The sequence below is a fragment of the Tessaracoccus oleiagri genome (genome assembly GCF_900103275.1).
GTDB classification, from domain to species: Bacteria; Actinomycetota; Actinomycetes; order Propionibacteriales; family Propionibacteriaceae; genus Arachnia; species Arachnia oleiagri.
On record NZ_FNGP01000001.1, the window covers coordinates 381840 to 407028 of the forward strand.

The 25189-nt window shown below is 68.4% G+C and carries 21 protein-coding genes; 15 read left to right on the forward strand and 6 right to left on the reverse strand.

From position 1 onward, the window contains the following. The first annotated feature begins 78 nt into the window (after nucleotides 1-78). The 12 genes from BLR46_RS01685 to BLR46_RS01735 all read left to right on the forward strand — a co-directional run bounded on the left by BLR46_RS01685 (nucleotide 79) and on the right by BLR46_RS01735 (nucleotide 11087). Nucleotides 79-714 carry a hypothetical protein gene (locus BLR46_RS01685; protein ID WP_093248361.1) on the forward strand — a complete coding sequence of 212 codons (636 nt, stop codon included), beginning with the start codon at nucleotides 79-81 and terminating at the stop codon, nucleotides 712-714. Continuing rightward, nucleotides 704-1552 carry an SPFH domain-containing protein gene (locus BLR46_RS01690; protein ID WP_093248363.1) on the forward strand — a complete coding sequence of 283 codons (849 nt, stop codon included), beginning with the start codon at nucleotides 704-706 and terminating at the stop codon, nucleotides 1550-1552. Before BLR46_RS01685 ends, BLR46_RS01690 begins: the two co-directional genes overlap by 11 nt. Beyond that, complete coding sequence (locus BLR46_RS01695; RefSeq protein WP_218118278.1) at nucleotides 1549-1860, forward strand: hypothetical protein; 312 nt, start codon at nucleotides 1549-1551, stop codon at nucleotides 1858-1860. The genes BLR46_RS01690 and BLR46_RS01695 overlap by 4 nt, the downstream gene beginning before the upstream one ends. After that, nucleotides 1857-2285, forward strand: coding sequence for a hypothetical protein (locus BLR46_RS01700; RefSeq protein ID WP_218118279.1), 429 nt, complete (start codon nucleotides 1857-1859; stop codon nucleotides 2283-2285). The genes BLR46_RS01695 and BLR46_RS01700 overlap by 4 nt, the downstream gene beginning before the upstream one ends. After that, entirely contained in the window at nucleotides 2282-2431 is a 150-nt protein-coding gene (locus BLR46_RS14985; RefSeq protein WP_176761614.1) for a hypothetical protein, read from the forward strand. The genes BLR46_RS01700 and BLR46_RS14985 overlap by 4 nt, the downstream gene beginning before the upstream one ends. Before the next feature lie 75 nt (nucleotides 2432-2506). After that, nucleotides 2507-3193 (forward strand): response regulator transcription factor, encoded by a 687-nt coding sequence (locus tag BLR46_RS01705; RefSeq protein WP_093248365.1) that lies wholly within the window; start codon nucleotides 2507-2509, stop codon nucleotides 3191-3193. After that, the gene (locus BLR46_RS01710; RefSeq protein WP_425441372.1) at nucleotides 3190-4647 is read left to right on the forward strand and encodes a sensor histidine kinase; all 1458 of its coding nucleotides are present in this window, start codon (nucleotides 3190-3192) and stop codon (nucleotides 4645-4647) included. Before BLR46_RS01705 ends, BLR46_RS01710 begins: the two co-directional genes overlap by 4 nt. Before the next feature lie 39 nt (nucleotides 4648-4686). After that, the gene (locus tag BLR46_RS01715) at nucleotides 4687-5004 is read left to right on the forward strand and encodes a hypothetical protein (protein WP_093248375.1); all 318 of its coding nucleotides are present in this window, start codon (nucleotides 4687-4689) and stop codon (nucleotides 5002-5004) included. A gap of 179 nt (nucleotides 5005-5183) precedes the next feature. Continuing rightward, nucleotides 5184-6404 carry an arsenate-mycothiol transferase ArsC gene (locus BLR46_RS15380; protein ID WP_176761615.1) on the forward strand — a complete coding sequence of 407 codons (1221 nt, stop codon included), beginning with the start codon at nucleotides 5184-5186 and terminating at the stop codon, nucleotides 6402-6404. Nucleotides 6405-6523: 119 nt separating this feature from the next. Continuing rightward, nucleotides 6524-8080, forward strand: a complete 1557-nt coding sequence (locus tag BLR46_RS01725; RefSeq protein ID WP_093248379.1) for a SulP family inorganic anion transporter — start codon at nucleotides 6524-6526, stop codon at nucleotides 8078-8080. 32 nt (nucleotides 8081-8112) lie between these two features. After that, nucleotides 8113-8547 (forward strand): helix-turn-helix domain-containing protein, encoded by a 435-nt coding sequence (locus BLR46_RS01730; RefSeq protein ID WP_093248381.1) that lies wholly within the window; start codon nucleotides 8113-8115, stop codon nucleotides 8545-8547. An 83-nt stretch (nucleotides 8548-8630) separates the two neighbouring features. After that, entirely contained in the window at nucleotides 8631-11087 is a 2457-nt protein-coding gene (locus tag BLR46_RS01735) for a choice-of-anchor G family protein (protein WP_093248388.1), read from the forward strand. 46 nt (nucleotides 11088-11133) lie between these two features. On the opposite strand, the gene BLR46_RS01740 is transcribed toward BLR46_RS01735, so the two are convergent. Beyond that, entirely contained in the window at nucleotides 11134-13320 is a 2187-nt protein-coding gene (locus BLR46_RS01740; protein WP_093248392.1) for an AAA family ATPase, read from the reverse strand. Between the two features lie 24 nt (nucleotides 13321-13344). Beyond that, a complete protein-coding gene (locus BLR46_RS01745) occupies nucleotides 13345-14655 on the reverse strand; it encodes an ATP-binding protein (protein WP_093248394.1) in 1311 nt (436 codons plus the stop codon). A gap of 149 nt (nucleotides 14656-14804) precedes the next feature. Between BLR46_RS01745 and BLR46_RS01750 the strand changes: the two genes are divergently transcribed. Then, nucleotides 14805-16235: a DUF2252 domain-containing protein gene (locus BLR46_RS01750; RefSeq protein WP_093248396.1), complete on the forward strand. Its 1431-nt coding sequence runs from the start codon at nucleotides 14805-14807 to the stop codon at nucleotides 16233-16235. On the opposite strand, the gene BLR46_RS01755 is transcribed toward BLR46_RS01750, so the two are convergent. Beyond that, a complete protein-coding gene (locus BLR46_RS01755; RefSeq protein WP_143008172.1) occupies nucleotides 16229-17170 on the reverse strand; it encodes a Clp protease N-terminal domain-containing protein in 942 nt (313 codons plus the stop codon). The genes BLR46_RS01750 and BLR46_RS01755 overlap by 7 nt on opposite strands. A gap of 138 nt (nucleotides 17171-17308) precedes the next feature. On the opposite strand from BLR46_RS01755, the gene BLR46_RS01760 reads away from it, so the two are divergent. After that, the gene (locus BLR46_RS01760) at nucleotides 17309-17716 is read left to right on the forward strand and encodes a DoxX family protein (protein WP_093248409.1); all 408 of its coding nucleotides are present in this window, start codon (nucleotides 17309-17311) and stop codon (nucleotides 17714-17716) included. 143 nt (nucleotides 17717-17859) lie between these two features. On the opposite strand, the gene BLR46_RS01765 is transcribed toward BLR46_RS01760, so the two are convergent. Next, on the reverse strand, nucleotides 17860-18234 hold the full coding sequence (locus BLR46_RS01765) for an MmcQ/YjbR family DNA-binding protein (RefSeq protein ID WP_245701446.1): 375 nt from the start codon (nucleotides 18232-18234) through the stop codon (nucleotides 17860-17862). A gap of 218 nt (nucleotides 18235-18452) precedes the next feature. Here BLR46_RS01765 and BLR46_RS01770 point away from each other — a divergent pair, with 218 nt between their 5' ends. Continuing rightward, entirely contained in the window at nucleotides 18453-19304 is an 852-nt protein-coding gene (locus BLR46_RS01770; protein ID WP_093248420.1) for a serine protein kinase RIO, read from the forward strand. Nucleotides 19305-19651: 347 nt separating this feature from the next. On the opposite strand, the gene BLR46_RS01775 is transcribed toward BLR46_RS01770, so the two are convergent. Together BLR46_RS01775 and BLR46_RS01780 are read right to left on the reverse strand one after the other, a co-directional pair. Continuing rightward, entirely contained in the window at nucleotides 19652-21511 is a 1860-nt protein-coding gene (locus BLR46_RS01775; RefSeq protein WP_176761616.1) for a 5'-methylthioadenosine/S-adenosylhomocysteine nucleosidase family protein, read from the reverse strand. Nucleotides 21512-22129: 618 nt separating this feature from the next. Then, nucleotides 22130-25189 (reverse strand): type I restriction endonuclease subunit R, encoded by a 3060-nt coding sequence (locus BLR46_RS01780; protein WP_093248424.1) that lies wholly within the window; start codon nucleotides 25187-25189, stop codon nucleotides 22130-22132.

Consider the following 25189-nt stretch of genomic DNA (forward strand, 5'->3'; position numbering starts at 1 on the left):
CGAGCCCGGCGACGAGCTGCCGCCCAGCCGGTACTCCTCCGACCGGCGCCCGACCGACGACCCGAGGGGGCCGCGGCCATGACCGGCATCGATGTGGCCGCCTGGTTCGCGGCCGGGTACGGCGTGGCGCTGCTGCTGATCGCGCATGGCATCGACCTGCTCGCGAAGCGCTCGCACACGAGCTTCCAGGACCAGCGCAACGGCGGCTTCACCTACCACAAGAGCCACGACGCGTGGCTCTGCCCGGAGGACGAGTGGCTGTTCCCGCGCTCGTTCGACCCGGAGAACCGGGTGATGCGCTATCGGGGCAACCCGCTGGTGTGCAACTCGTGCCCCGTCAAGGACAACTGCACGGAGTCCGACGACGGGCGCGAGGTCCAGCGCCTGGTGGACACCTGGCCGGCCTCGGAGTCGGCCCGGTTCCACCGCGGGATCGCGTGCGCGGTGGCGGTGCTGGGCGTCGCCTGGCCCGCCGCCACGGCGCTGACCGTCGACGGGTGGGTGGACCAGGTCATGCTGCTCGGCACCGCCCTGCTCATCGCGCTGGGCACCATCCCGCTGTGGAGCCACCTCCGCCGCTCCCCCGTCGACCCGAACGGCGTCATCTTCCGCTCCCTCGACGACACCGTGGCGGAGCGCGCCGCCGCAGCGGCCGCGCTCGCCCGCAAACGCAGCAACTACGCATCAGATCGGAGGGCCGACCATGCCTCCTGAGACCATCCTCATCATCCTCGCCGTCATCTTCCTCATCGTCTTCCTGTTCGCGTCGCTGCGCGTGATCAAGGAGTACGAGCGGGCGGTGACGTTCCGGCTCGGCCGCCTCCGCGGCCCGCTGGGGCCCGGCCTGATCTTCATCCTCCCGTTCCTCGACAAGATGGTGCGGGTCGACCTGCGCGTCGTGACCCTCACGATCCCGCCGCAGGAGGTCATCACGAAGGACAACGTCACCGCCCGCGTCAACGCGGTCGTGATGTTCCGGGTGACCGACCCGGTGATGTCGGTGATGACCGTGGAGAATCACGCGATCGCCACCTCCCAGTTCGCGCAGACCACGCTGCGCTCCGTCGTCGGCCGCGCCGACCTCGACACACTCCTGGCGCACCGCGCGGACCTCAACGAGGACCTCGCCCACTCCATCGCCCAGCAGGCGGAGCAGTGGGGCGTCGAGGTGCCGGTCGTGGAGATCAAGGACGTCGAGATCCCCGAGATGATGCAGCGAGCCATGGCCCGCGAGGCGGAGGCCGAGCGCGAGCGTCGCGCCAAGGTCATCAGCGCCCGCGGCGAGCTGCAGGCGTCGGAGGAGCTCCGCGACGCCGCCATCACGCTGAGCGAGGCGCCCGCGTCGCTGCAGCTGCGCTACCTCCAGACGCTGCTGGAACTGGGCGCCGACCAGAACTCGACGGTCGTGTTCCCGCTGCCGATGGACATCGTCGGCCCCCTCATGAACGCGGTCAACCGGTTCTCCGGGGATGCCGACAAGGATCTCGACGAAACTCGCACCAAACCGGGACTTGCGGTCGTCGACCGAGCAGTGGAGAGTGAGTCACGATGAACGACGAAACGCACGAGATCGAGCCCGGCCGCCCGGTGCGGCTGGTGCCCACCGCGCCCGGCTTCTGGATGACCGTGCTCGGCGTGGTCGTCGCGGGTCTGGCGCCGTTGTTCGGCTTCCTGATCGGGAGCATGATCGGGGTCGCCGAGGACAGCGACGCTTGGCTGACGCCCGTCTACGTCGGCCTCCTGGTCGGGGTCGTGATCGGCGGCCTCGGCGTTGTGTTGGCGGTCCTCGGCGGCCGCCGGCTCTGGCGCGCGACCCGTCGCGGCGACAGGGTGGGCGACGGGGCAGAGGTGCCGGCATGACCGCCGAGCCGGGAACCGTCGACGCCCGCCCGACGGGCGCCCTGGACTCACGCGCCCGCTCGGAGGCCCCCGCCGACCGCTTCATGCGGCGCCTTCTCGGGGTCTCCGGCAGGGAGCGCCAGTCGAGCCGCGCCGCGCACAAGGCGTTCCGGGTGTCGGTGGCCATCTCCGCGATCCGCTGCCTCATCACGTACGTCGCCGTGCCGGTGCTCGTCCCGCTGCTCAGCCTTTCGGGGTGGATCGCGGCACCCATCGGGATCGCGCTCTGCGTCTACGCCGTGGTGAACGGGATCGTCAGCCTCCGCCGCTTCTGGGGATCCAACCACCCGAAGCGCTGGATGTACACGTGGTTCATGGTGGTGGTGTTCGTGTTCCTGGCGCTCGCGCTGGTGGCCGACTTCAGCCGATTGGGAGTGATCGCATGAGTTCCGAGACCGAGTTCGACGCGGACGAGTTCCAGTCCGAGGGCACGCCGCCCAGCGAACTGGAGAGCGCCCTGCTGACCATCGCGATGTTCGGCGGCCTCGTCATCTTCGGCGTGGGCTGCACCATGTTCGGCTGGTTCGGCTGAGCGCCCTTCCCGCGTCGCCTCCCCGGGGCCGTGCCTTGTCGGCGGCCCCGGTGAGTCGGGGGTAAGATCCCAACCATGCAGATCTTGGTGGTGGATGACGATCAGGCCGTGCGTGACTCACTGGCGCGTTCGCTGTCGTACACGGGCAGCGAGGTCCAGACGGCCTCCGACGGCATCGAAGCCCTCGCCCGCCTCGCCTCCTACACGCCCGACGCGATCATCATGGACGTGATGATGCCGCGGCTCGACGGGCTCGAGACCACGAAGATGCTCCGCGACTCCGGCAACGACGTGCCGATCCTGATCCTCACCGCCCGCGACGCCGTGGACGACCGCGTCGACGGGCTCGATGCCGGCGCCGACGACTACATGGTCAAGCCGTTCGCCCTCGACGAGCTCCTCGCCCGCCTGCGGGCCCTCACCCGGCGGGTCAAGCCCCAGGCCGAGGAGGAGTCGCGCACCCTGCAGTTCGCCGACCTCGAGCTGGACACCCAGCACCGCGAGGTCACCCGGGCGGGTCACCACATCTCGCTGACCCGCACCGAGTTCGCTCTGCTCAACGTCTTCATGGAGAACCCCCGCAAGGTCCTCGAGCGCAACACCCTCCTCAACGAGGTGTGGGGCTTCGAGTTCCCGACGACGGCCAACTCCTTGGAGGTCTACATCGGGTACCTGCGCCGCAAGACGGAGATCAACGGACTCCCCCGTCTGATCCACACCGTCCGCGGCATCGGGTACGTGTTGCGTGAAACCGCCCCGTGATCGGGAGCGCCTGGATACGTTTGCGCCGCGGGCTGGGCAGGCTCGTCTCCGGCCAGTCGCTGCAGTGGCGACTGGCGCTGCTGACGGGCGCGTCCGTCGCGGCCTCCGTCCTCATCGTCGGTGGAGCGGGATTCCTGATCACCCGGTGGTCGCTGCTCGACCAGTTGGACCGCGACCTCACCCGCACCGCCCAGAGCTCCGCCAGCGTCCTGGCCAGCGACCTCGACAACCTCGACAGCCTCACGCCTGACCTGCTCGGCTCGTCCGGGTCCCTCATCTCGCTGGTGTCGGCGACGGGGATCGCCGAGGCCCCCGCCGGGCAGAGTGTGACGCTCCCGACCTCCACGGAGGAGGTGGCGATCGCCCGTCTCCAGTCGGACACCGTCGAGCGCACCGTGGCTGCGTCGAACGGCGTGGAGTACCGCGCGGTGACGGTGCCGATGTCGGTGGCCAACGAGCGCGGCGTCATGTACTACGCCGTCACTTATGCCCGCCCCATCGAGACGCTGCAGAACACGCTGAGCTCCCTCTGGGGCGTGACCGCCATCTCCGGTTCGCTGGGCATCCTCGCGACGACGGCCACCGCGCTGTGGGCGGCGCGGGCCGTGCTGGCGCCGGTGAAGCGGCTGTCCACCGCAGTGAAGAACGTCACCCAGACCGACCAACTCAACCCCATCCGCATCTATGGACGCGACGACCTCGGCGAGCTCACGCAGTCGTTCAACACGATGCTCCGTTCGCTGCAGCAGTCGCGTGAGCAGCAGCGGCAGCTGATCGCCGACGCGGGCCACGAGCTCCGCACCCCGCTCACCTCCATGCGCACCAACATCGAGCTGCTCGTCGCCGACGAGCGCTCCGGCATGCTGCCGCCCGGCGCTCGTTCCGCGATCCTCTCCGACGTCGCCGCCCAGCTGGGCGAGTTCACAGCCCTGGTGGGCGACCTCGTCGCCCTCACCCGTGACGACCACCTGCAGCGGCCCCACGAGCTGGTCGACCTCTCCGACATCGTGATGGCCTCGGTCGCCCGGGCCCAGCGGCGCGGGCCCGGGATCGCGTTCGATGTCGACACCGACCGTTCGCAGGTCATGGGCGACGCGTCGACCCTCGAGCGTGCGATCACAAACCTGCTCGACAACGCGGTGAAGTTCTCCCCCACCGGCGGGGTGGTCAAGGTGCGGCTGCACCACGGCGTCGTCACGGTGATCGACTCCGGTCCGGGCATCGCCGAGGAGGACCTGCCGCACATCTTCGACCGGTTCTTCCGCTCCGACCGCGCCCGCAACACCCCCGGTACGGGGCTTGGGCTGTCGATCGTGCAGCACACCGTCGAGGCCCATGGCGGCACCATCAAGGCGAGCAACCATCCGCACGGCGGCGCGCAGTTCGTGATGCGGCTCCCGCTGGCGGAGGTGCCGGCCGAGGACGAGCCCGCGCTGTTCAACTCCATGGAGTGAACCCCTTGAATTGGCCCCACCGTTTGCCAAGGTGGAGGCATGAGCATGGACTCGCAAGACGGAAACATTGACGGCATCGAGGACCTGGACGTCGAGGAAGTGGCCGACGCCGAACACCCCTACACCCGCGTGACGGCAGAGGACCTCTCCACCGACGAGTTGGTCTACGACGGCGCCGACGCGGCGGACCTGATCGCCGGGGACACTGAGCGGCCAATCGACGAGGCGATGCACGAGGACGACACGTTCACCGAGGAGACGCTCGACGAGCGGATCCAGCAGGAGGAGCCGGACCCGGTCAGCGACGTCGCCTACGGCGAGCCCCTGGGCGTCGACGAGGGCGACTTCGACCAGTAGTTCTCCACAGAGTTGTCCACCAGTTGTGCACAACTCACACCCATGTAATTCATCACCCCGGCCACTTGGAGCCGCGCGATCCCCGGTAGCGCGCCGCTTGCCTTCGCCAGCGACTTGACCCCGTATCGACTTGTGTCGATACGGGGTCCCCTGCCAAAGCCTTCGAGAGCGAGCGAGCGATGCCCAAGACCAATCCCCACCTCCTGTTCGTGTGTGTCAAGAACGGCGGCAAGTCGCAGATGGCGGCGGCCCTCGCGCGCCAGCTCGGCGGCGACGGCGTCGACGTCACGTCAGCCGGGACGCACCCCGGGTCCGCTCTCAACCAAGAGTCGGTCGCGGCTCTGGCCGAGGTCGGGGCCGGTCTCACCGGCGAACACCCCAAGCAGCTCACCGACGAGATGCTTCGCGCCGCGACGCACGTCGTGGTGGTGGGGACCGAGGCCAAGGTGGAGCCCGTCGAGGGAATGACCGCCGAGATCGACACTTGGGAAATCGACGAGCCCAGCCTGCGCGGCATCGAGGGCGAGGAGCGGATGCGGCTCATGGTGGAGGAGCTCACCGACCGCGTCGCGGACCTGGTGCTGGGGGTGACCGGGCAGTCGCGTGCGGAGCTGTCCCAGTACCGGGGGATGATGAGCGACCTCGCCGACCAGTACGAGGGCGTCTTCACCTACAACGAGGTCCGCGCCACCGTCCGCAGGGCACACGCCGAGCTCGCGGGCCCCTCGAAGGCGCCGCAGTTCCTGCCGTTGCTCGTCCAGCGGCGGGCCCAGGACGCGCTGCGTCGCGCCGCGAAGGCCAAGGGCATGCCGGTGGAGGGCCGGCCCGAACTGCTGTTCGTCTGCGTGCAGAACGCCGGCCGGTCCCAGATCGCGGCCGCGATGGCGAAGCACTTCTCCGGCGGTCAGGTCAACGTCTGGTCCGCCGGCGCCCGACCGTCAGGGGAGATCAACCCACACGTCGAAGCGGTGCTCGCCGAGCGCGGCATCCAGGCCCGCTACATGGCGTCGAAGCCCCTCGACGACGATGCCCTGAAGGCCCTCCGACATGATCATCAACATGGCCGGCGACGAGTGCCCGCCGTACCCCGGCAAGCGGTTCGAGGAGTGGGACATCGAGGACCCCAGCGGCCAGTCGATCGACGGCGTCCGGCGGATCGCCGACCAGATCGAGGTGAAGGTCAAGGACCTGCTGGCGGACCTGGGGCTGCTGGAGGTCACAAGCCCCCTCGAGTGAGCGCAACGTCGAGCAGGTCCGCTCAGTCGCCGACGCCCGCTCTCGGCCCGGGTCTGCGGACGCGCTCTTCGACGGGATGGACCGCCGACAACTGGCGACGCTCGGTATCAACTGAGTTCTCCACAGACTTGTCCACCGGTTGTGCACAAGTTACGGCGATGTAATTCGACGGCCAGCGGATGTTTACATCCCCGACCCGGCGCCATCGATTTCCGTCAACCCTCTCGTTTCGGTAGAGTTCGGCGGGCCGGCCGGTCTGCCGGATCCCCCACGAAGGAGCCACATGGCTGAGTCGAGCGCGCCCACGACCGATCGCGACGCCTTCCCCCTCGTCCCCGAAGCCGGCGAGCGGGAGACGTCGACGTGGGCCGCCCTGCGCAATCCGCGACGGCTCAAGACCGAGGTCCTCGCCGGCCTGGTGGTGGCACTCGCCCTGATCCCGGAGGCGATCTCGTTCTCGATCATCGCGGGCGTCGACCCGCGGGTCGGGCTGTTCTCGAGCTTCATCATGGCCATGACGATCGCCGTCGTCGGCGGCCGCCCAGCGATGATCTCCGCCGCGACGGGCGCCATCGCGCTCGTCATCGCCCCGGTCGCGCGCGAGTACGGCTTCGACTACTTCATCGCCACCGTGATCCTGGCAGGCGTGCTGCAGATCGTCCTGTCGCTGCTGGGAGTGGCCAAGCTGATGCGGTTCGTACCCCGCATGGTCATGGTCGGCTTCGTCAACGCTCTGGCCATCCTCGTCTTCATGGCCCAGATCCCGCACCTGCTCGGCGTGCCTTGGCTCGTGTACCCCATGGTGGCCCTCGCGCTCCTGATCATGATCGCGCTGCCCCGGCTGACCACCGCCGTCCCTGCCCCGCTGGTGGCGATCCTCGTGATCACGGGGATCGTCATGGCCGCCGGCTGGGACCTCCCCTCGGTCTCCGACCAGGGCGAGCTGCCGGAGTCGCTGCCCGAGCTGTTCATCCCCCAGGTCCCGCTCACCGTCGAGACGCTGCAGCTCATCGGCCCCTACGCGCTCGCCATGGCGCTCGTCGGGATCCTCGAGTCGCTCATGACCGCGAAGCTCGTCGACGGCATCACCGACACCCACTCCAACAAGACCCGCGAGGGCTGGGGCCAGGGTGTGGCGAACATCGCCTCCGGCTTCTTCGGTGGCATGGGCGGCTGCGCGATGATCGGCCAGACCATGATCAACGTCAAGGTCTCCGGCGCGCGCACCCGCATCTCCACATTCCTCGCCGGCGTCTTCCTGCTCATCCTCGTGGTCGGCTTCGGCCCCGCCGTCGGCATGATCCCCATGGCCGCGCTGGTGGCCGTCATGGTTATGGTCTCCGTCGCCACCTTCGACTGGCACAGCATCCACCCCCACACGCTGCGCCGCATGCCGCACAGCGAGAACATCGTGATGTTCCTCACGGTCGCGGTCACGGTGCTGACCCACAACCTCGCCTACGGCGTCATCGTCGGCGTCAACGCGGCCATCATCGTGTTCGCCCGCCGCGTGACGCGCTTCGCCTCCGTGCAAAAGGTCGCGGACACCGACGAAAACGGCGACGGCAACGTCGACGTGCGGGTCTACAAGGTCATCGGCGAGATGTTCTTCGCCACCAGCAACGACCTCGTCTACCAGTTCGACTACGCCGGCGACCCCAACCGCGTCGTGATCGACTTCTCCGACAGCCACATCTGGGACGCCTCGACGGTCGCCGCCCTCGACGCGGTGCAGACGAAGTACGAGCGGCTCGGCAAGACGGTGGAGATCGTCGGACTCAACCCGTCCTCCGCCGCGCGGCACGGCCGCCTCACCGGCCAGCTCGGCGACGCCCACTGAGCGGGCGGGGGACCGTGCGGCAGACTGGCTCCATGGAGACTCCCGACCCCGGCGCGCCGACCCTGCAGATCGGCGCGGTCGCCGAGCGCACCGAGCTCTCGATCCGGACGCTGCGGCACTACGACGACGTCGGGCTCGTGCGCCCGAGCGGCCGGTCCGTGGGGGGTTTCCGCCTGTACACGCAGTCCGACGTGGAGCGGCTACTGCTCATCCGGCGGATGAAGCCGCTGGGCTACACGCTCGAGGAGATGGCCGACGTACTGAGGGCCGCCGACGCCCATCGCGCCGAGCCGTCCGAGCAGACCGCCGAGGCGCTCGCCGAGTACCTGCGCAACGCCACCGCGCGGCGGGACGACCTGGTGCGCCAAGTGGCGCGCGCCGACGAGTTCATCGAACTGCTGAGGGCCGCGGGCGCCGCGCCCTCCCCGACCTGGCGTCCAGGCATTTCGATTGACCCCGAAAAATAGCGGTCGGGATTGCGGCCGGTTGCTCCCGCCGGGCGGTAAGGATGGTTCGGAAACGCCTGTCCGCCCTTCAACGAGGAGTTGACGTGTCAGCATCCAATCCACCCGCCCTCGCCCGCGCGGCGTCGCCGCTGGCGCGCTCCGCGCTCGCGGCCACCCTCATCATCTCCGGCGGTCTGCTCGGCAGCGGTGCCGCCGGCGCCGCCGCCTCGGACGAGGCCGAGGCCTACGCCCAACTCATCGACGCCGACCTTCTGACCGCCGACCTCGCCGACGCGATCCGCGCCCAGTCCGGCTACCCGAGCGATCCCGAAGGGGACACCAGCGGCATCGACGCCGCCCTCCTCGACCAGCTCGTCACGGTCGAGCTCCCCTCGCTCGGCATCCCGCTGATCAACAACGGCACCAACGACGGCCTGCTGCACCTCGGAGACGGCGCCGACCTTGGCCTCCTCAACGCCTACGCCTACGCGCCGGACGCGAACACCGCCACCGCCGCCAGCGGCGCGGTCACCGAGAGCGGCGCGATCATCCTCGACGGGATCGACGAGCAGGGCGCGCCAATGGCGAGCCTCGAGCTCACCGCGCTGCTCGGGCAGCTCGGCATCGAGGGCCTGACGGACCAGTTCGCCGACGGGGCACGCCTCGATGTCGGCGTGCTCGCCTCGTGGGCGCACGCGGAGACGGGGGTCCCCGTCGAGAGCGACTACGTGCTCGCCGGCCTGGAGCTGGCGCTGTCGAGCCCCGCGGTGGCCGCGCTGTCGCAGACGGTGGAGGACACCGTCGCCGACGTGCAGGCGGAGGTCGACGGGGTGATCGGCCCCGACGGCACCCTGCAGGCGGCGCTCGCCGGCGCGGCCGCCGACCCGGTCAACGTCGAGGTGGCGGGGGTCGGCGCCCTCACCGTCGACTTGGGCGCGCCGCAGGTCGGCGCGGCGGTGGACCTCTCCGCGGTGGTCGACGACCTGCTCAACACACCCCTCACGGACGAGAACGGCCTCGTCACCATCGACCTCAGCACCGGCGAGGTGGCCATCGACCTCGAGCAACTGCACGCCGGTGACCTGAATGACCTGCCGGCCAACACGTCGCTGCTCACGGCCGAGCAGGCGGCACTGATCGCCGACGTCATCACCACGCTGCTGCGGGAGTTCGTCGCGGCGGTCGACGACGCGGTCGAGGCCGCCATCCTGGGCACCACCGTGACGCTCAACTTCGACCCGACCGTCACCGCCGGCGGCGCGGTCACCAGCGACCTCGCCCTCACCGTCTCCGGCACGGTGGCCGAGTTCCTGGAGCCCGGTGCTCCCGCGCTAGAGATCGCGTCCACCGGCGGCGTCACCATCGGTGGCGTCGAGGTTCCGCTCGACGCGCTGCTCGCCCCGGCGCTCGCGGCGGTCGTCGACGACCTCGTCCCGGTGGCGCAGCCGGTGCTCACCGCGCTGCTCGGGGACGCCGCCACGATCATCGAGGACGGGCTCGCCACCGACGTGGAGGATCTCATCACCGCCCTCGGCCCCGTGCTCGACGGCCTGCTCGCCGACCTGCTGACCCTCACCGTCAACGAGCAGCTCAACGGTGCCGGCGGCTCGTTCACCATCAACGCGCTGAGCGTCGACGTCCTCCCCGGCGGCAACGTCGTGGAACTGCCGCTGGCCTCGTCGACGGTGCGCGTCTTCCAGGAGGCGGTCACCGTCGCCCAGTCGCTGACCCCCGAGCAGGGCCCGGAGACGGGCGGCACCGAGGTCACCATCACCGGCGAGGGCTTCACCGGCGCCACCGGCGTCACCTTCGACGGGCTCGACGGCACCGACTTCACGGTCGTCGACGACAACACCATCACCGTCACCACCCCGGCCCACGAGCCCGGGCCTGCGGACGTCGTGGTGGTCGGCGAGGGGGGCAACTCGGCGCCCCTGACGTTCACCTACCTGGAACTCCCGGTCGCCACGACCCTCACCCCCGACGAGGGCCCCGAGGCCGGCGGCACCGAGGTCACCATCACCGGCGAGGGCTTCACCGGCGCCACCGGCGTCACCTTCGACGGGCTCGACGGCACCGACTTCACGGTCGTCGACGACAACACCATCACCGTCACCACCCCGGCCCACGAGCCCGGCCCGGTGGACGTCGTGGTACTCGGCGAGGGCGGCGACTCCGCGCCGCTGACGTTCACCTACCTCGACGACGACGGCGACGGGGATGGCGACGGCGACGGGGACGGCGACGGCGACGGGGACGGTGGCGACGTCCCGTCCCGGGCCGACAGCCTCAGCCCGACGAGCGGCCCCATCTCGGGCGGGACCACCGTCACCATCGTGGGCGACGGCTTCACCGGCTCCACTGGTGTGACCTTCGATGGCGTCCCGGGCACCGGGTTCGTCGTGGTGGACGACAACACGATCCGGGTCGTCACCCCGCCGCACGCGGCGGGTGGTGCCTCCGTCGTCGTGATGGATCCCGCCGGCAATTCCGCGCCGCTGCAGTTCAGCTACCGCGACGGCGTCGTGGTGCGACCGGGTCTCCCCTCCACCGGCGCCTGACCCGGCCACCCCCTGAGCGAGCCCTTCCCGAGCGGGGAGGGCTCGTTCAGTTGCGGGCCCATGCCAGGAAGCGGTCGGCGGCGAGGATCGGCTTGCCGAGCTCGGCCGCCTTCCGGGCCTTGGTGGACTGGGTGCCCACCTCCGCGCACACGAGCACGTCGCAGCGGGTCCTCGAGACGTTGGCGACGGGCACGAGGCCGCGGTCACGGGCGAGCCGCTCCATCTCGTCGCGCCCGAGCGCCCGGCCGGAGGCGTCGAGGACGGATCCGGTGAAGCAGATGCGCGTGCCCTGCAGCAGCACCGTGGCCGGGTCGAGCTCGTCAGTCGCCGCCAGCGCTCGGGACCGCACGACCTCCGCCCAAGCGGCGCGCTCGTCGGGGGTCATCGTCGACGGGAACACCGCGGCCTCGGGCTCGGCGCCGCGGGGCAGCAGGTAGCCGGAGCGGTCGCGGCCGGTGAAAGTGCTCGCGAACGGGTCGGCGGGGCGCAGCCGTCGGGCGATGGCTCGGGCCGCGCGGGCACGCTCGAGCGCGGTGGGGGCGCGCAGTGCGCGGCGCTCGTCGACGGTCAGCCGCTCGGGCAGCAGGTCGATACCCAGCGGCATGGGGGCGACGACGCCGCAGCGCTTGAGCTCGAAGTCGATGAACTCCAGTTCGCGGTCGATGCCGACGCCCACCGGGACCCGTCCCTCCAGGTGCTCGAGCAGCGCGGGCCACGCCTCGGCCAGCCGTGGTGCGGCGACCACGTCGGGTGCGCAGATGCCGTAGTCGGAGCGCGACTCGTAGAGATCGGACTCCGGGTTGACCAGCGTCGTCACCTCGAGGCCCTCCTCGGTGACGAGCGCGAGCTCCACCGGACGCGGGCGGGTGCGGGGGCCCTCCTTCCCTGCGGAGCAGATGCCGAGGTAGACGGGCCGGGCCTCCTCTGCGGGAGTGCCGGAGGCGAGGAAGCGGCGGATGCGCTGGTCCGTCTTCAGGTCCTTGGGGATGACGTCGCGCTGCAGCACGAGCCCGGCCATGGAAGTGCAGCGGCTGAGCGCGACGTAGAGCTGGCCGTACGCGAAGGTGCCGCCCGAGAGGTCCACGACCAGCCGGTCGACGGTCTGCCCCTGGCTCTTGTGGATGGTGATCGCCCACGCGAGCCGGAACGGCAGCTGCTTGAAGGTGCCGACGACCTCCTGCCGGATGCGGCCCCAGTCGGCGACGGGCCGGGTCACTTCCCACAGATACGGGCCGACGCGGACCCGCCGCCCGTCGCTGGTGGTGATGGTCACCAGTGGCGCGCCGTCGTCGTCGGTGCCGATCTCCGCGATGGTGCCGAGGGTGCCGTTGACGTACCGGTCGAGCGGGTCGTTGACGAGCAGCATCACCTGGGCGCCCACCTTGTACTCGAGGCGCAGGTCGGTGGGCGGGTCGGCCTGGTCGAGCTCCCCGGTGAGTACCGCGTGGCTGACGTGCGGGTCGCCGGGCAGGCGGTCGAGGGCGGCGCGGTTGCGGGCGGTCGCGATCCGGTTGGTGGTGGTGAGCGTGAGCCAGAACTCCCCGTCGTGCGCGACGAAGCCCGGGTCGGTGCGCGAGTTGAGGACGGCGCGGGCGTCCTCGTCGATGGTGCCCTCGCGGATGGCGTTGAGGATCTCGGTGAGCCGCGGGTCGCCGGCCTGCCGGAACACGTGCGTGAGCTGCGCCACCTCGAAGCGGTGGGCGGCGAACGCGTCCGCGGAGAAGAAGTACGGCGTGCCGTAGCGGGTGGTGAAGTGCGCGCCCTCCCCGTCGGTGACGACGGGCGGCAACTGGTAGAGGTCGCCGACGAGGACGATCTGCACCCCGCCGAACGGCTGGCCGGGGTGGGGGCCGAACCGCTCCAGGGCGGCGGCGAGCGCGTCGAACAGGTCCGCGCGCACCATCGAGGCCTCGTCGATGATGAGGGTGTCGAGTGCCTTCAGGGCCGCAGCGAACCGGCTCGGGTAGTAGCGGTCGCCGCGCACGTCGTCGGCCGTCATGCCGGGGACGAACGAGAACAGCCGGTGGATCGTGTAGCCCTCGACGTTGAGCGCGGCGATGCCGGTGGGCGCGACGACCACGACGTTGCGGTCGGTGTTCGCCATGAAGTGCCTGATGAGCGTCGACTTGCCGGTGCCCGCCTTGCCGGTGAGGAAGAGGTGCCGGCCGGCGTCCAGCATCGCGAGGGCCGCGCGGAACTCGTCGGTGAGCTCAAGCGACGGTTGGGTGGTCATGGAGCCAGCTTTCCAGATCGACGGCTACAGATCGCGGCCAGGCGCGGCATCGCTGGTCGACTGGAGCGCGACAGGCGTCCAGAGACGATCGATGGGCATGACGTGGAGACGATCGTCGAAGGTGTACGAGCGGGTACCCGTGGTGAAGATGACGCCACCCACGAAACGCTTCCCCAACGCGTCGCGGAGTTGCGCCAGCCCACGGAAGTCCGGGCCGGGCGCACGCTCGCTGGCTTTGACTTCGAAGGCGATGACGCTCCCATCGTCGTACTCGAGAACCAAGTCGACCTCCGCACCGTCGCTGGTCCTCCAATGGCCCAATGTGACCGGCTCGGCCAGCCACGATGCCTGCTTGCGGATCTCTCCCACGACGAAGGTCTCCAACAGGTGTCCGAAGTCAGTCAATGAAGCCGGGTCGAGACCCCCGAGCTTGTCGGGGGTGAGTCGAAGGAGCCGTGCGGCCAAGCCAGAGTCAACGACGTGCACCTTCGGCGTGACGCTCACGCGGGAGCGCAACGTCTTGCCCCATGCCGGAAGACGAACCACCAGGAAGAGGTCCTCGAGAAGGCGAAGATGATTCTCGGCCGTGGCGCGGCTCACACCTAGCTTGTCTGCAGCGGCGGAAACATTCAGCATTTGCCCTGTCTGGGCGGCGACGAGGCCCAGCAGATCGGTCATTGCTTGCCGTTCTCGGATACGGCTCAGTTCCAGAGCATCCCGTTCGACCGAAGCGCGCACGAAGGCGTCGAACCACCGCGCGCGCGTGGCGCTCTGCCGCCGCAACGCCAAGGGGAACCCCCCGGCGCAGACACGTTCCACGTACTCCCCGCGTGCAGTTGACGAGGACGGGACGTTTTTGACCACTCCTTGGGGGTCGAGAACGAATGTCTCAAGAAGATCCTCTCGGACGCCGAGGATCTCTCCCTGTGACAACGGCCAGATCGTAAGCGAATGGAGCCGCCCGGTCAGGGCTTGGGCCGTCGTCGGCAAGGCGTCCTGTCGGGTGGAACCGGTAATGACCGCTGTACCCGGAAGGCTGCCCTCTCGGTTCAGCCGGGCTTTGAGGGCATCCAATATCTCCGGCACCCGCTGGTATTCATCCACACACACTGGCGTCGGCTGACCCACGACGGCGGCCAAGTTTCCGACGACCGCGTCACGCACCTCGATGTCGTCGAGATCAAGAACCGTTCCTCCGGCTTCGGCGGCGAATCCCCGCAATACGGTGGACTTTCCCACTGACCGAGGACCATGCAGCGCGATCACAGGCTCGTCCGCGACCAACTGTCTCAGAAGCACACTCGCCCGCCGTGCCACGATTCGATCGAGGGTCATGACCGCAGGGTAACACGAAAGCGCTATCGAGCTGTACAACTTTGAACCTGTCAACTATACGATCTTGAGCATCCGAACTATGCAATCTTGAGGCCATGGGCTGACCAATCTCGAGCACCTGACGAGTAGGGTGCGGGTAGGCTCCGGCCATGAGCGACGAAGCTGATGCCGGGCCGGTGCTGGTGCCCGTCGACCAGCACGACCACCACGACGGCCCGCGGATGGACCAGACCGTGCGCCGCCGGCTCCTCACCCGAGACCAGCGCTACCAGGTGGGCAAGGACCTGCGCGAGGCGGTGCCGTTCGAGTCGCTCGGCGTGTTCCGCCCGCGCGACGACCGGCCGGACCCCGTCGAGACGATCATCGCGTCGCACGACGGCCGGCAGGACGACCTCGTGCCGCTGCGGGTGGAGCGGATGGCGTCGGGCCCGTACTCGTTCCTGCGCGGCGCGGCCGACGTGATGGCGTGGGACATCGCCCACCTGCCGTCGACCGGCCTCATGCCGGTGGTCTGCGGCGACGCGCACCTCGGCAACGTCGGCTTCTACCGCTCCCCCGAGGGCGACCTGGTCATCGACCTCAACGACTTCGACGAGGCGCACACCGGCGCCTGGGAGTGGGACGTGCGGCGGCTCACCACGTCGGTCTGGGTGGCCGGGCGCGAGAACGGCAACAGCGAGGACGAGTGTCGGGAGGCGGTGATCGCGTCGGTCGAGGCCTACCGCGAGGAGGTGCGGCTGCTGTCGGAGATGCCGCTGCTGCAGCGCGCCTTCAACCGGTTCGCCGTCGACGAGTTGCGCCACACCGTCACGGAGCAGTCGCTGAAGGGCGAGATCGAGCGGACCGCGAAGAAGGCCCGCAAGAACGTCTCGGACCGGAAGCTGCCGAAGATCGTGGAGGGCGAACAGCACCAGCGGCGCATCGTCGCGGACCCGCCGGTGATCACGAAGGTAACCGACGAGGAGCGGGAGGCGATCGCCGACGCGGTCGACGCCTACCTGCCGACCCTCACGCCCCAGTGGCGGCGCGTCGTCGGCAGCTACTACCTGGCCGACGTGGCTCACAAGGTGGTGGGCGTCGGGTCGGTGGGGCTGCGGGCGTACGTCGCGCTGCTGGAGGGGTCCGACCCGAAGGACGTCCTGTTCCTGCAACTCAAGGAGGCGCGGCGCAGCGTCCTGGCCCCGTACGTGCACGGCGACGTGGCGTGGCACCGGCACCAGGGCGAGCGGGTCGTCGAGTACCAGCACGAGTTGCAGACGGTGTCGGACCCGCTGCTCGGTTGGACGACGATCGGCGACCGGCAGTACTACGTGCGGCAGTGGCGCAACCAGCAGGGCACCATCGACCTCGGCTCCATCACCCCCGAGGCGCTCCGCGACTACGCGGGGATCATCGGGCACCTGCTCGCGAAGGGCCACGCCCGCACCTCGGGCGCGTCGCGGATCGCCGGGTACCTGGGCAAGAAGGACAAGGCGGCGCAGGCCTTCGCCGAGTGGGCGAGGCGGTACGCGGACCAGACCGAGGCCGACCACGCCGCCTTCGTGAAGGCCGTCAAGGCCGGGCGGCTGCCCACCTACTGACGGCGGGCGACGTGCGCCGCGATCTGGTGCCCGACGAAGACCTCGTCCCAGCCCTTCGGCCCTCCGCTCAGCGACTGCAGCAGCCTCGTCGCCAAGCCGACGATCCGGAAGCCGTGCTCCCGCGTGACCTCGCAACCGCCGGGCGCCTCCGCCACCTCGAATCGTTCGTACTTCATCACCCGTCCGTCGTCAGCGACGAACACCCACACCACGGTCCCGGCCACCCCGGTCCCTGAGGAAGGAGCGCGCCCGTCCCCGGTCCCTGAGGAGCGCGCGAAGCGCGCGTCTCGAAGGGCCGGGTCCTCCCCGTTCCCTCCGTCTCGAAGGGCCGCCCGCAGCGTAGTCGTCCTCCCCCGGCGGGTGCGACTGCCGGTCAGGCCGTCGTCGGAGACCTCGATCCCCGGGCCCCAGGCGAAGGCGCGCAGCACCTGCGGGTCGGTGAGCGCCTCGGCGACCCGCACGGCGGGGGCGGAGAGGAACGTCGTGGAGCGGAAGGCGTAGCCGCTCGTCGGGAGCAGTTCGGGATCCGGCGCTACGGGCTCGGAGGCGTACCCGTCGGGCGTGCTCCCGAGCTCGGCAAGCAGTGCGTCGACGTCGGCGCCCTCGGCCGCGACGAGGTCGCGCACCGGGGGTTCGTCGAGGAGTCGGGCCACCAGGTCGACCGTCCCGGCGGCGCTGCCCGAGGCGTCGACGACCGCCTGCGCCCGGTCGGTGGCGTGCCAGTAGACGTCGCCCTCCTCCTCCGCGCCCGCGGAGCCGACCCGCTGGCGCAGCCCGTCGAGCGTGACGCCGTGGCGTCCGAGCACTCGGGCGGCGGCACCGCCGACGGCGAGCAGCCCTAGGAGGAGGTGGTCGACGTCGACGAGTTGGGCCCCGGCGCGGCGCGATTCGTGCACCGACGCCCGGACCCAGATCATTCCGGGATGGACCCTCACCCGGCCATTGTCGCGCGCCCGATCCCCGCCCGTGCGGCAACTGTTGCCTTCGTACCCCCTCCGCTTCACGCAATTGGCGAAGTCAGGACATCACTGTTACCCTCTAGTTGAATTTTGAACTATCACCCGGAGGTTCTCATGGACGTCATCGTCCTCATCGCCCGCATTCTCTTCGTTGCCATCTTCGTTGCCTCGGGCATCGGCCACCTCAAGGCCACCGAGGCCATGACCGGCTACGCCCAGTACAAGAAGGTCCCGCTGCCCAAGTTCAGCGTCATCGCGTCCGGCATCCTGATGATCGTCGGCAGCATCTCCGTGCTCCTCGGCATCTGGGGTGACCTCGGCTCGCTCCTCCTCATGGTCGCCATCCTGCCGATCCCCTTCCTCATGCACCAGTACTGGAACGAGGAGGGCGAGGCCAAGATGAACGAGCAGACGCAGTTCAACAAGACCCTGTCGCTCGTCGGCGGCGCGCTCGCCCTGTTCGCGCTGTTCGTGCTGGTGCCGGACCTCGGCCTCACCGTCACCGAGCCGCTGTTCGCCTGATCCCTCCGGATCCCTCCGGCCCCGACCCACTCGCTGGGTCGGGGCCGTTTGCATTCCCCCCTCCCCGCCGAGCCGCCAGCGCTCCTCGCGTCCGCCTGCGCTGCATCGCAGGCACCTCGCGCGAGCGCTGGCGAACCTGCGATTCACTGCGGCAGCGTCGGGTCACCCTGCTCGGCCAGCCGCTGCGGCGCCTGAATGAGGTAGGAGTCGGTGACCATCTCGGCCACCTCCTGCCAGTCGGTGTGCTCGTCGAGGAGCATCCCCACCGCGTTGCCGCCGACGACGAAGTACGGCTCACCCATGTGCTCGAAGGCGAGCACCTCGTCGTCCCGTGCGCGGAAGGTGATGCGGAAGCGCTGGTCGTGGCCGCCGAAGATGTGCGCGACGGTGGCGCCGGCCACCCGCCACCGCACCCCGGTCCAGGCGGGGTCCTCGTCGCAGCCGGGCAGGGCGCTCAGCACCGCGTCGACGCGACGCACCCACTCCTCGGGCACGTCGGGGCGCTGCGGCTTGGTCACAGACACGGAGTCTGCCACCACCCTCTGACTGCAGAAAGTCCTTGACACCGGGCCCGCCGTGAGCGACTGTGGTGGGGCGCAACGTTCGCGCGCTTCGAGGAAGGGAGGTCGTGAGATGTCACCCATGGTTTCGGGTCGGTTCCCGATCGCCCATTCACTCGAGGCCCCCTGCGCCTGACCTTTTTCTGCGGGGTGCCTCTTCTTCCAGGAGAACACCCTTGTCACACCCTTCGTCCATTGATTGGGACGCATCCTTCTTCCGTGCCGTCTCGGAGGACCTCGCCGACGATCAGCGCTGGTCCACGTGGGAGCACACCGAACGCCTCAACCGCGGCCCCGAGCCGTGGCCCGAATGGCTCGTCACCTCGGCGGCCGCCATCGACACCGAACTCGGCATCCTGAAGTCCGGGAAGGAGGCCGACGTCTTCCTGCTGGAGCGCGCCGTGCCCGACGACCCGGCCCAGTCCTGCCTGCTCGCCGCCAAGCGGTACCGGTCCAGCGAGCGCCGGCTGTTCCACCGCGACACCGGCTACACCGAGGGCCGACGCGTCCGCAACAGCCGCGACGGGCGCGCCATGGCCCGCAAGTCGCTCCACGGCCGGGCCGTCGAGGCCGGGCTCTGGGCCGCCGCCGAGTGGACCGCGCTCAAACGGCTCTACCTCGCCGGCGTCCCGGTGCCGTACCCGGTGCAGATCGACGGCGGCGAGATCCTCATGGAGTACATCCACGACGGGGAAGCCGCCGCCCCGCGGCTGCACCAAACCCGGCCGTCACCGTCGGAACTCCAGGCGCTCTTCGAGCAACTTCGCGACGCGCTCTACACGATGACCGAGCTGGGCCTGGTCCACGGCGACCTCAGCCCCTACAACACGCTCGTCACCGGCCTCGGCACCTCTGCGCCGCGGCTCGTGATCATCGACGTGCCCCAGCTCGTCGACCTCGTGGCAAACCCCAATGCCTACGAGTTCCTCTACCGCGACTGCACCAACATGGCGAACTGGTTCGCGGCCAAGGGGTTATCGATCGACGGAGAGGAGTTCTACGCCGACGTGGTCACCCGCGCTTGGTGAGCGGGCATAGTTCGAAGCACTTGTGGACGGTGCGGACAGTTTTGCCAGTCGGATCAGAGGATGCACGACATAATGGTTTACCCAGCACCGGGTATGTCCCAAAACTCACCCGTGCGTGGCATCGCCGCCATCGAGACTGTATTGAATTCGCGCCGGCCGTGGGAGGGAGGTAGTCAGGTGAACGAGCCACTGGAACGATCCTGCCGAATTGCACATTTGCTAATGATCGCTGATCGTGAGATCTGAAAGCATGCGCTTGGAGCCGGCCTGCATTAGGAACGTCCGTAAGAGATGCGTCGGTCCGAGCGCTTCAACGGGAGCCCCGAAAACCGAAATGTAAACAACGGTCACTTCCTGGGGATTCGTTCGTAGAGGGCATCAACGAAGCGCGACCATTCTATCTTAGCTTCACTAGGAAGCTTTGACGCGAAGCCAACGAGCCAGTCTCGGTCCTCAGTCACTGAGTCCTCATTGATCGGATCTAGCTCTTGCCCTCGACCGGATTCCAAGAGGCAGTCGATCACGCACTCGAGACTTCCCGACAAAAGGGCAGCGCTGAGTACCGTTCTGATCTCCGTCCTTGGCGCGTCTAGGCGACGGCGCCCAGCGGTCAGGTCACACCACAGAGCCTCCGCCAGCAGGGGGGCGGGCCATCGAGACATCTGGCTTACCGTTGTAGCGTTCTGGGCACCGTAAGCCCCGCCCCTAGCAGCCCCAATGATCAAGCGCACCAACGTCCGCTGCTGATCAAGGTCGAAATTACCCGTCTGGAGGTGTGGGCTGTCACTTCGCAATAGGAACCGGACAGCGGTATTCTGCCGCTCGAAGTCGCCACTTGCAAGATCACGGGATAACTTCCGAAATAGGAGTGGCCAACCCCATGCCCCTTCTCTCAGCACGATGTAGGGCGTCAGGTCCTCGGAAAGTTCAACTCGTGACCGCTCCTCGTTAGTCAAGGCGTCTGAGCTAAGGAGTCCTGCCACGCTGACTGCCCCGCTCAGGGTCATAGGTCGAGGGTTCTCTGCCGGGCCCACGAGGGCAGAGACAACACGTCGACGTACGCGCTGGGGGAGACTCCCTAACTGGTCAGGCTGGGCTAGCATGAGGGCAGCGCCGTTTGGGGTCTCGACGAGAAGTTCATCCCAGTTCACCGCTAGTTTCTCATTCACAGCGCGCGCCGCGAATCTTTTCGAAAACCTGATCATTCTTCTCTGGAAAAATCCGTTGAGTTTCGACTCATCATTGAGCGCCGATGCCAACAACCTGCACCACGCCACCCGCTCCTCGTTGTCGAGTCTTGCGAATTCCGCGTCGGCGAGTTCTGACGCTTCCTCTTCCGTATCGTCTATGAGGTCAGGATCGGTCATGATTTGCTCCACGGCATCCACGACACTTATGAGGCCCGGCGTCGTCCCGGTGTGTCCCGTGTTTCGCTGCCCGTCCCCAACCTCAAGGGTCGGCGCGCGAACGATATCGATGTAGTCGCGCAAGAACTGGGCCGTGAACGCAGCGGCGGCGTCCGCTGCTGCCGGTTGGTCCAAGTCCGACTTGCTTTCGTCGGAGTTGTCGCTTGCACCTCGTATGACCAGTACTCGGAGGGTCGGACCGGCAACGCTCGAAAGGCCGAAGCCTTCATTCTCAATTGCTAGCGCATCGGAGTGGTCCCGCTTGAGCCGTTGTTTATAGTTCGCGTCCTTCACCAACTCCTCCCCGCTAAGGATCTGTCCAACGTAGGCCTTCGGCGCCGGACCCTCTGACGCCGGATGCCGCAACCTTTGCCAGACGTCCTCGCGTGCTGTGTGACGGGCCACGCGGACAAGGAGCTCTGAACATCTATTCAATTGCTGTCGGGCTAGACGTTCTCCGCTTTCAACCTTGGCTCGGTGGATGTAGGCCACCTCGCTGGCTGCCACAACGTCCCCGAGTCGCAGGTCCTTGAGCGCGCCCGCGATACCCACGAAGAGCAGGATGTCCGTTGAGCCCCGACCCTCAATCCGACCTGCCTCGGCAGCCGTCTTGATGTTCCCTGGCCCAACCTCGATGACCGTTACGATGCATTCGCCCTCAGAGCCGTTGAGTTCTCCGACGTAGACGATTGATTCGCCCCGTGCTTCAGGTCTTGCACTTTCGATGTGCCGCAACACTGCGTCAGTCTCACAAGGAAGCGCTGTCAGAATCGTGACACCTAGTCGCTGGGATCTGTCCATGGCTCGAGAATGCCATGCTCCGACGCTTGGCGAGGGGTCTTGGACCTGATGGGCGATCAATGCCGGGCTCGCTTGCGCTCTCCGCCCTGATAGAGGAGCGCCCGCAGCCATGACAGACGGCACCTGTGCTTTCACATATTCGCTACACGCCCGGATCCCCGACGTGCGGCCAGCGTCAACTCAGGCAGATTCGCCTGCGGAGCCCGGACACCCTCTCGAACGCGGAGGTCGCCGAGACCTGTTCCTCGGCGAAGCGACACGATGTAGGCATTCTCCGGTGCGACGGCACAGTCGCCTACCGAAGGCCCGGCGGAGTGGTCGGCCTCCGGCAGCAGCGTAGAGCTGCGGCGCTCTATCAGCGCGGCGGGCAGCTCGATCTCCAAACCGTCTTACCCGAGGCGCGGTGGACCGACAACAGCAGCTGAAAGTGACGACCTACGCGGCCGCGCGGCGCCTGTGCGACTCGATCGGCTGCGGGAGGCGTTCGACAGCGCGCCCTAGCGTGCGCGTGGAAAGGCTCGCCCGGCAACCACGCTACGTGGCCTTCGTTCAGCTTTTGGGATCAGATGTATTCAGCTTTCGTGTCCCCCCAGCGAACCAAGGACGCGGCGGCATCGTTCAATAGTTCTTAGAGATGTAGTCGTAGGCGTCTTCGAACAGGCCTTCGACTTGGTGCATGCCATGCTTCCGGAGTACTGCTCGGACGTTGCGACGCACGAGACGGTCGCCTTCGTTGCTGACGGCCCAGCCGTCGTAGCTGACGCGGCGGACGATGGCGTCGATGTCGAGCACGACCCGTTCGATGAGTTCGGGGGTGCCGTCGGGGGCGGTTTCGTAGAAGATCTGGGTCAGAGCGCCAACGCGCGGGTCGGGGAGGAGGTCGAGGCCGTCGCGGCCCGCTTCCCGTTCGGCCTTCTCGGCCTCGGTCACGTCGCTGGCGAGCTGGAATGCCTCCCGCAGCCATTCGATCGACTGCTGGGCTGCAGCCAGCGTGCGTTCACGGAGCCGTTCGAGCCGTTCGGCCAGCGACTTGTAGACAGGGTGGTCGCCGTTGGGGCCGGCGAGTTTCTTCTTGAGCCGGTTGGCGATGGAGTCGATCACGTCGGAGGCGGTCTTGCCCTCCAGCGCCTTCTCGGAGTCGATGAGTCCCTCGTCGATGAGCTTCTGGGCGGCCTCAGCGTCGGCGATGACAACGGTCTTGGCTTTGGTGACGGTGATGTCGGACATGTGGTCGTGCACCAGCCGTAGGGTCTTGGCCCCGAGCTGGTGCCAGAGCAGTTCGTTCATGCCGCCGGAGGGCTGGAGGGAGCTGTAGACGGCGGCGAGGAACCGGTACGTGCGGCGGTGCGGCAGGAGGGACTCGTGCGGGTGGATCGCTTCCCAGATGCCCTCGAGCATGGTGAACTCGCCGGCGAAGTCGTCCTGCGCCTTGGGTCCGGGCATCCGGGCCTGGGCATCGATCAGGGTCGCGGCGTCGGCCTTGGTGGTGTCGATCCCGGCGAACCGCTTCATGGTGTCCGCGAGCTGTGCTTCGAAGGCGGCGAGGAGGCCGGCGATGTCGATCTCGGCGGTGGGCTGGTCGCCGTCGGCTGGGGCCATGGCGCGGGCGAACCCGGAGCCGAGGCCGACGTAGTCGACGATGATGCCGTAGCGCTTGGACTGCTTCGTGTCGGGGTTGCGCCAGTTGCGGTTGGTGCGGGTGATCGTCTGGAACAGGGTGTGTTCCTTCAGCGGCTTGTCCAGGTACATCACGCCCTCGATCGGGGCGTCGAACCCGGTGCCGAGCTTGGAGGTGCACACCAGGAACTTCAGCGGATCCTGGTGGGTGCGGAACCGCTTCAACAGGGCGAGCTCCTCGGCTTCCGACAGCGCGTACTTGGCCCACTCGTCGGGTTCGTCCTTGCTGGTGCCGACGGTCATCACCACCGCTACCTCGTCCCGAACCGGCGCCTCCACCAACCGGTCGCCCTGCTCTTCCCACTCGGCCAGTTGGCGCTGGTAGCGGTCGTGGAGGAGCTGGTCGAGGGTCTCGACGTAGGCTACGCAGGCCGTCCGGTCGACGACCACGACCTGGGCCTTCATCCCCAGCGGGTCGACGGTGTCGTAGAAGTGGTCGACGATGTCGGCACACACGGCCTCGACCCGTTCCGGGTTGGAGAAGAACGTCGCGGTGCGCGCGGCCCGGCCCGTGAGGTACTCCTGCTCGTCCTCGTCGAGCCCTTCCGCGGCGGCGAGGGCGGCGAAGGCCTGGTCGAGGTCGTCGGTGGCGAGGTTGAACTCGACCTTGCGCGGGGCGACGTGGATGGGGACCGTCATCCCGTCACGGATGGAGTCCTCGCTGCTGTACGTGTGGAGCGTCTTGGCGGGGTCTTGGTCGTCGCCGAAGGTGGCGAAGGTGTTGCGTTTGAGCTTGACGATGGGGGTGCCGGTGAAGGCGAACAGGTTCGCGTTCGGCAACGCCGCCCGCATCGCGATCCCCAGATCGCCCTCTTGGGTGCGGTGCGCCTCATCGACCAGCACGATGATGTTGGAGCGTTCGTTGAGGAGTGGGGCGCCGGCGAACTTGTGGACGGTGGTGAAGATGATGCCCCGCTGGTCACGTCGCAGCATCTCCCGTAGCTCGCCACTGGTGTTGGGGACGAGGAGGCGGGGCATGTTGGTGGTGCGGAACTGGTCCCACATCTGCGCCACTAGCTGGACCCGGTCCGCGACGAGGATGATGGTGGGGTTGTTCATGCCGGGGTCGCGCAGCAGCTTCCCCGCGGCGAACACCATGGCGAGGGTCTTCCCGGAGCCCTGGGTGTGGTAGATCAGGCCCTTGGATCGGTTGGGGTCGTGGACGCGGTCGACGATCAGCTTGACCGCCTCGTACTGGGTGTAGCGGGCTAGGATCTTGTGCAGCGACGCCCCCTCGTTGCTGTCGGGGGTCTCGAACAGCGTGAAGTCCCCGAGCAAGTCGAGCAACGTCTCCGGCGCCAGCAGCGACTGCGCCTTGCCGATGACGTTCGCCAAGCTTGGGGTGTCGAGCTCGGGCCCCCAGGTGTGCCACTGGTCGACCGGGGCGCCGACGCCGGCGTACCGCAGCGACTTGCCCTCGGAGGCGAACACCAGCGTGTTGGCGGTGAAGAACTGCGGCCAGCCCGGCTGGTACACCTCCAACAGCTCGAGCGCGCCGGTCAGCCACGACACCTTCTGGTTCGTCGGCGTCTTCAACTCCCCGACGGCGAGGGGGAAGCCGTTGACCCACAGCACCACGTCGAAGCGGGCCTTGTGCCCGGGCACCCCGAAGGTGACCTCGTCGGAGACCACCAGGCGGTTGTTGCCCGGTGTCTCGAAGTCGATCAGCCGCACGATGGCAGGGTCGTCGGTGCCGAGGAACTGGTAGGTGCGCAGCCCGCGGAGCCAGGCGGACAGGTCCCGGTTCGCCTCCACCAGCCCGGAGTCGCCCGCACCGATCGAGATCGCCCGCAAGTGCTGCAGCACCTCCTGCGCCCGCTCCGGCACCTCCCCGATCACCGGATTCAGCCGGACCAGGGCGTCGACCACCTCCGACTCGACCCACGGGGCATCGTCAGAACGATCCAGGGCTGGGCCGTGGATGTGGGTCCAGCCGACGTCGACCAGGCCTTGGATGAGTGGGGTCTGCAGGCTGGTGATCTCGCCGAGCTTCGCAGTCAT

Coding starts and splice junctions, on each gene's coding strand:
- BLR46_RS01685 (WP_093248361.1), top strand. CDS start 79: ATGACCGGCATCGATGTGGCCGCCTGGTTCGCGGCCGGGTACGGCGTG.
- BLR46_RS01690 (WP_093248363.1), top strand. CDS start 704: ATGCCTCCTGAGACCATCCTCATCATCCTCGCCGTCATCTTCCTCATC.
- BLR46_RS01695 (WP_218118278.1), top strand. CDS start 1,549: ATGAACGACGAAACGCACGAGATCGAGCCCGGCCGCCCGGTGCGGCTG.
- BLR46_RS01700 (WP_218118279.1), top strand. CDS start 1,857: ATGACCGCCGAGCCGGGAACCGTCGACGCCCGCCCGACGGGCGCCCTG.
- BLR46_RS14985 (WP_176761614.1), top strand. CDS start 2,282: ATGAGTTCCGAGACCGAGTTCGACGCGGACGAGTTCCAGTCCGAGGGC.
- BLR46_RS01705 (WP_093248365.1), top strand. CDS start 2,507: ATGCAGATCTTGGTGGTGGATGACGATCAGGCCGTGCGTGACTCACTG.
- BLR46_RS01715 (WP_093248375.1), top strand. CDS start 4,687: ATGAGCATGGACTCGCAAGACGGAAACATTGACGGCATCGAGGACCTG.
- BLR46_RS15380 (WP_176761615.1), top strand. CDS start 5,184: ATGCCCAAGACCAATCCCCACCTCCTGTTCGTGTGTGTCAAGAACGGC.
- BLR46_RS01725 (WP_093248379.1), top strand. CDS start 6,524: ATGGCTGAGTCGAGCGCGCCCACGACCGATCGCGACGCCTTCCCCCTC.
- BLR46_RS01730 (WP_093248381.1), top strand. CDS start 8,113: ATGGAGACTCCCGACCCCGGCGCGCCGACCCTGCAGATCGGCGCGGTC.
- BLR46_RS01740 (WP_093248392.1), bottom strand. CDS start 13,320: ATGACCACCCAACCGTCGCTTGAGCTCACCGACGAGTTCCGCGCGGCC.
- BLR46_RS01745 (WP_093248394.1), bottom strand. CDS start 14,655: ATGACCCTCGATCGAATCGTGGCACGGCGGGCGAGTGTGCTTCTGAGA.
- BLR46_RS01750 (WP_093248396.1), top strand. CDS start 14,805: ATGAGCGACGAAGCTGATGCCGGGCCGGTGCTGGTGCCCGTCGACCAG.
- BLR46_RS01760 (WP_093248409.1), top strand. CDS start 17,309: ATGGACGTCATCGTCCTCATCGCCCGCATTCTCTTCGTTGCCATCTTC.
- BLR46_RS01775 (WP_176761616.1), bottom strand. CDS start 21,511: ATGGACAGATCCCAGCGACTAGGTGTCACGATTCTGACAGCGCTTCCT.
- BLR46_RS01780 (WP_093248424.1), bottom strand. CDS start 25,189: ATGACTGCGAAGCTCGGCGAGATCACCAGCCTGCAGACCCCACTCATC.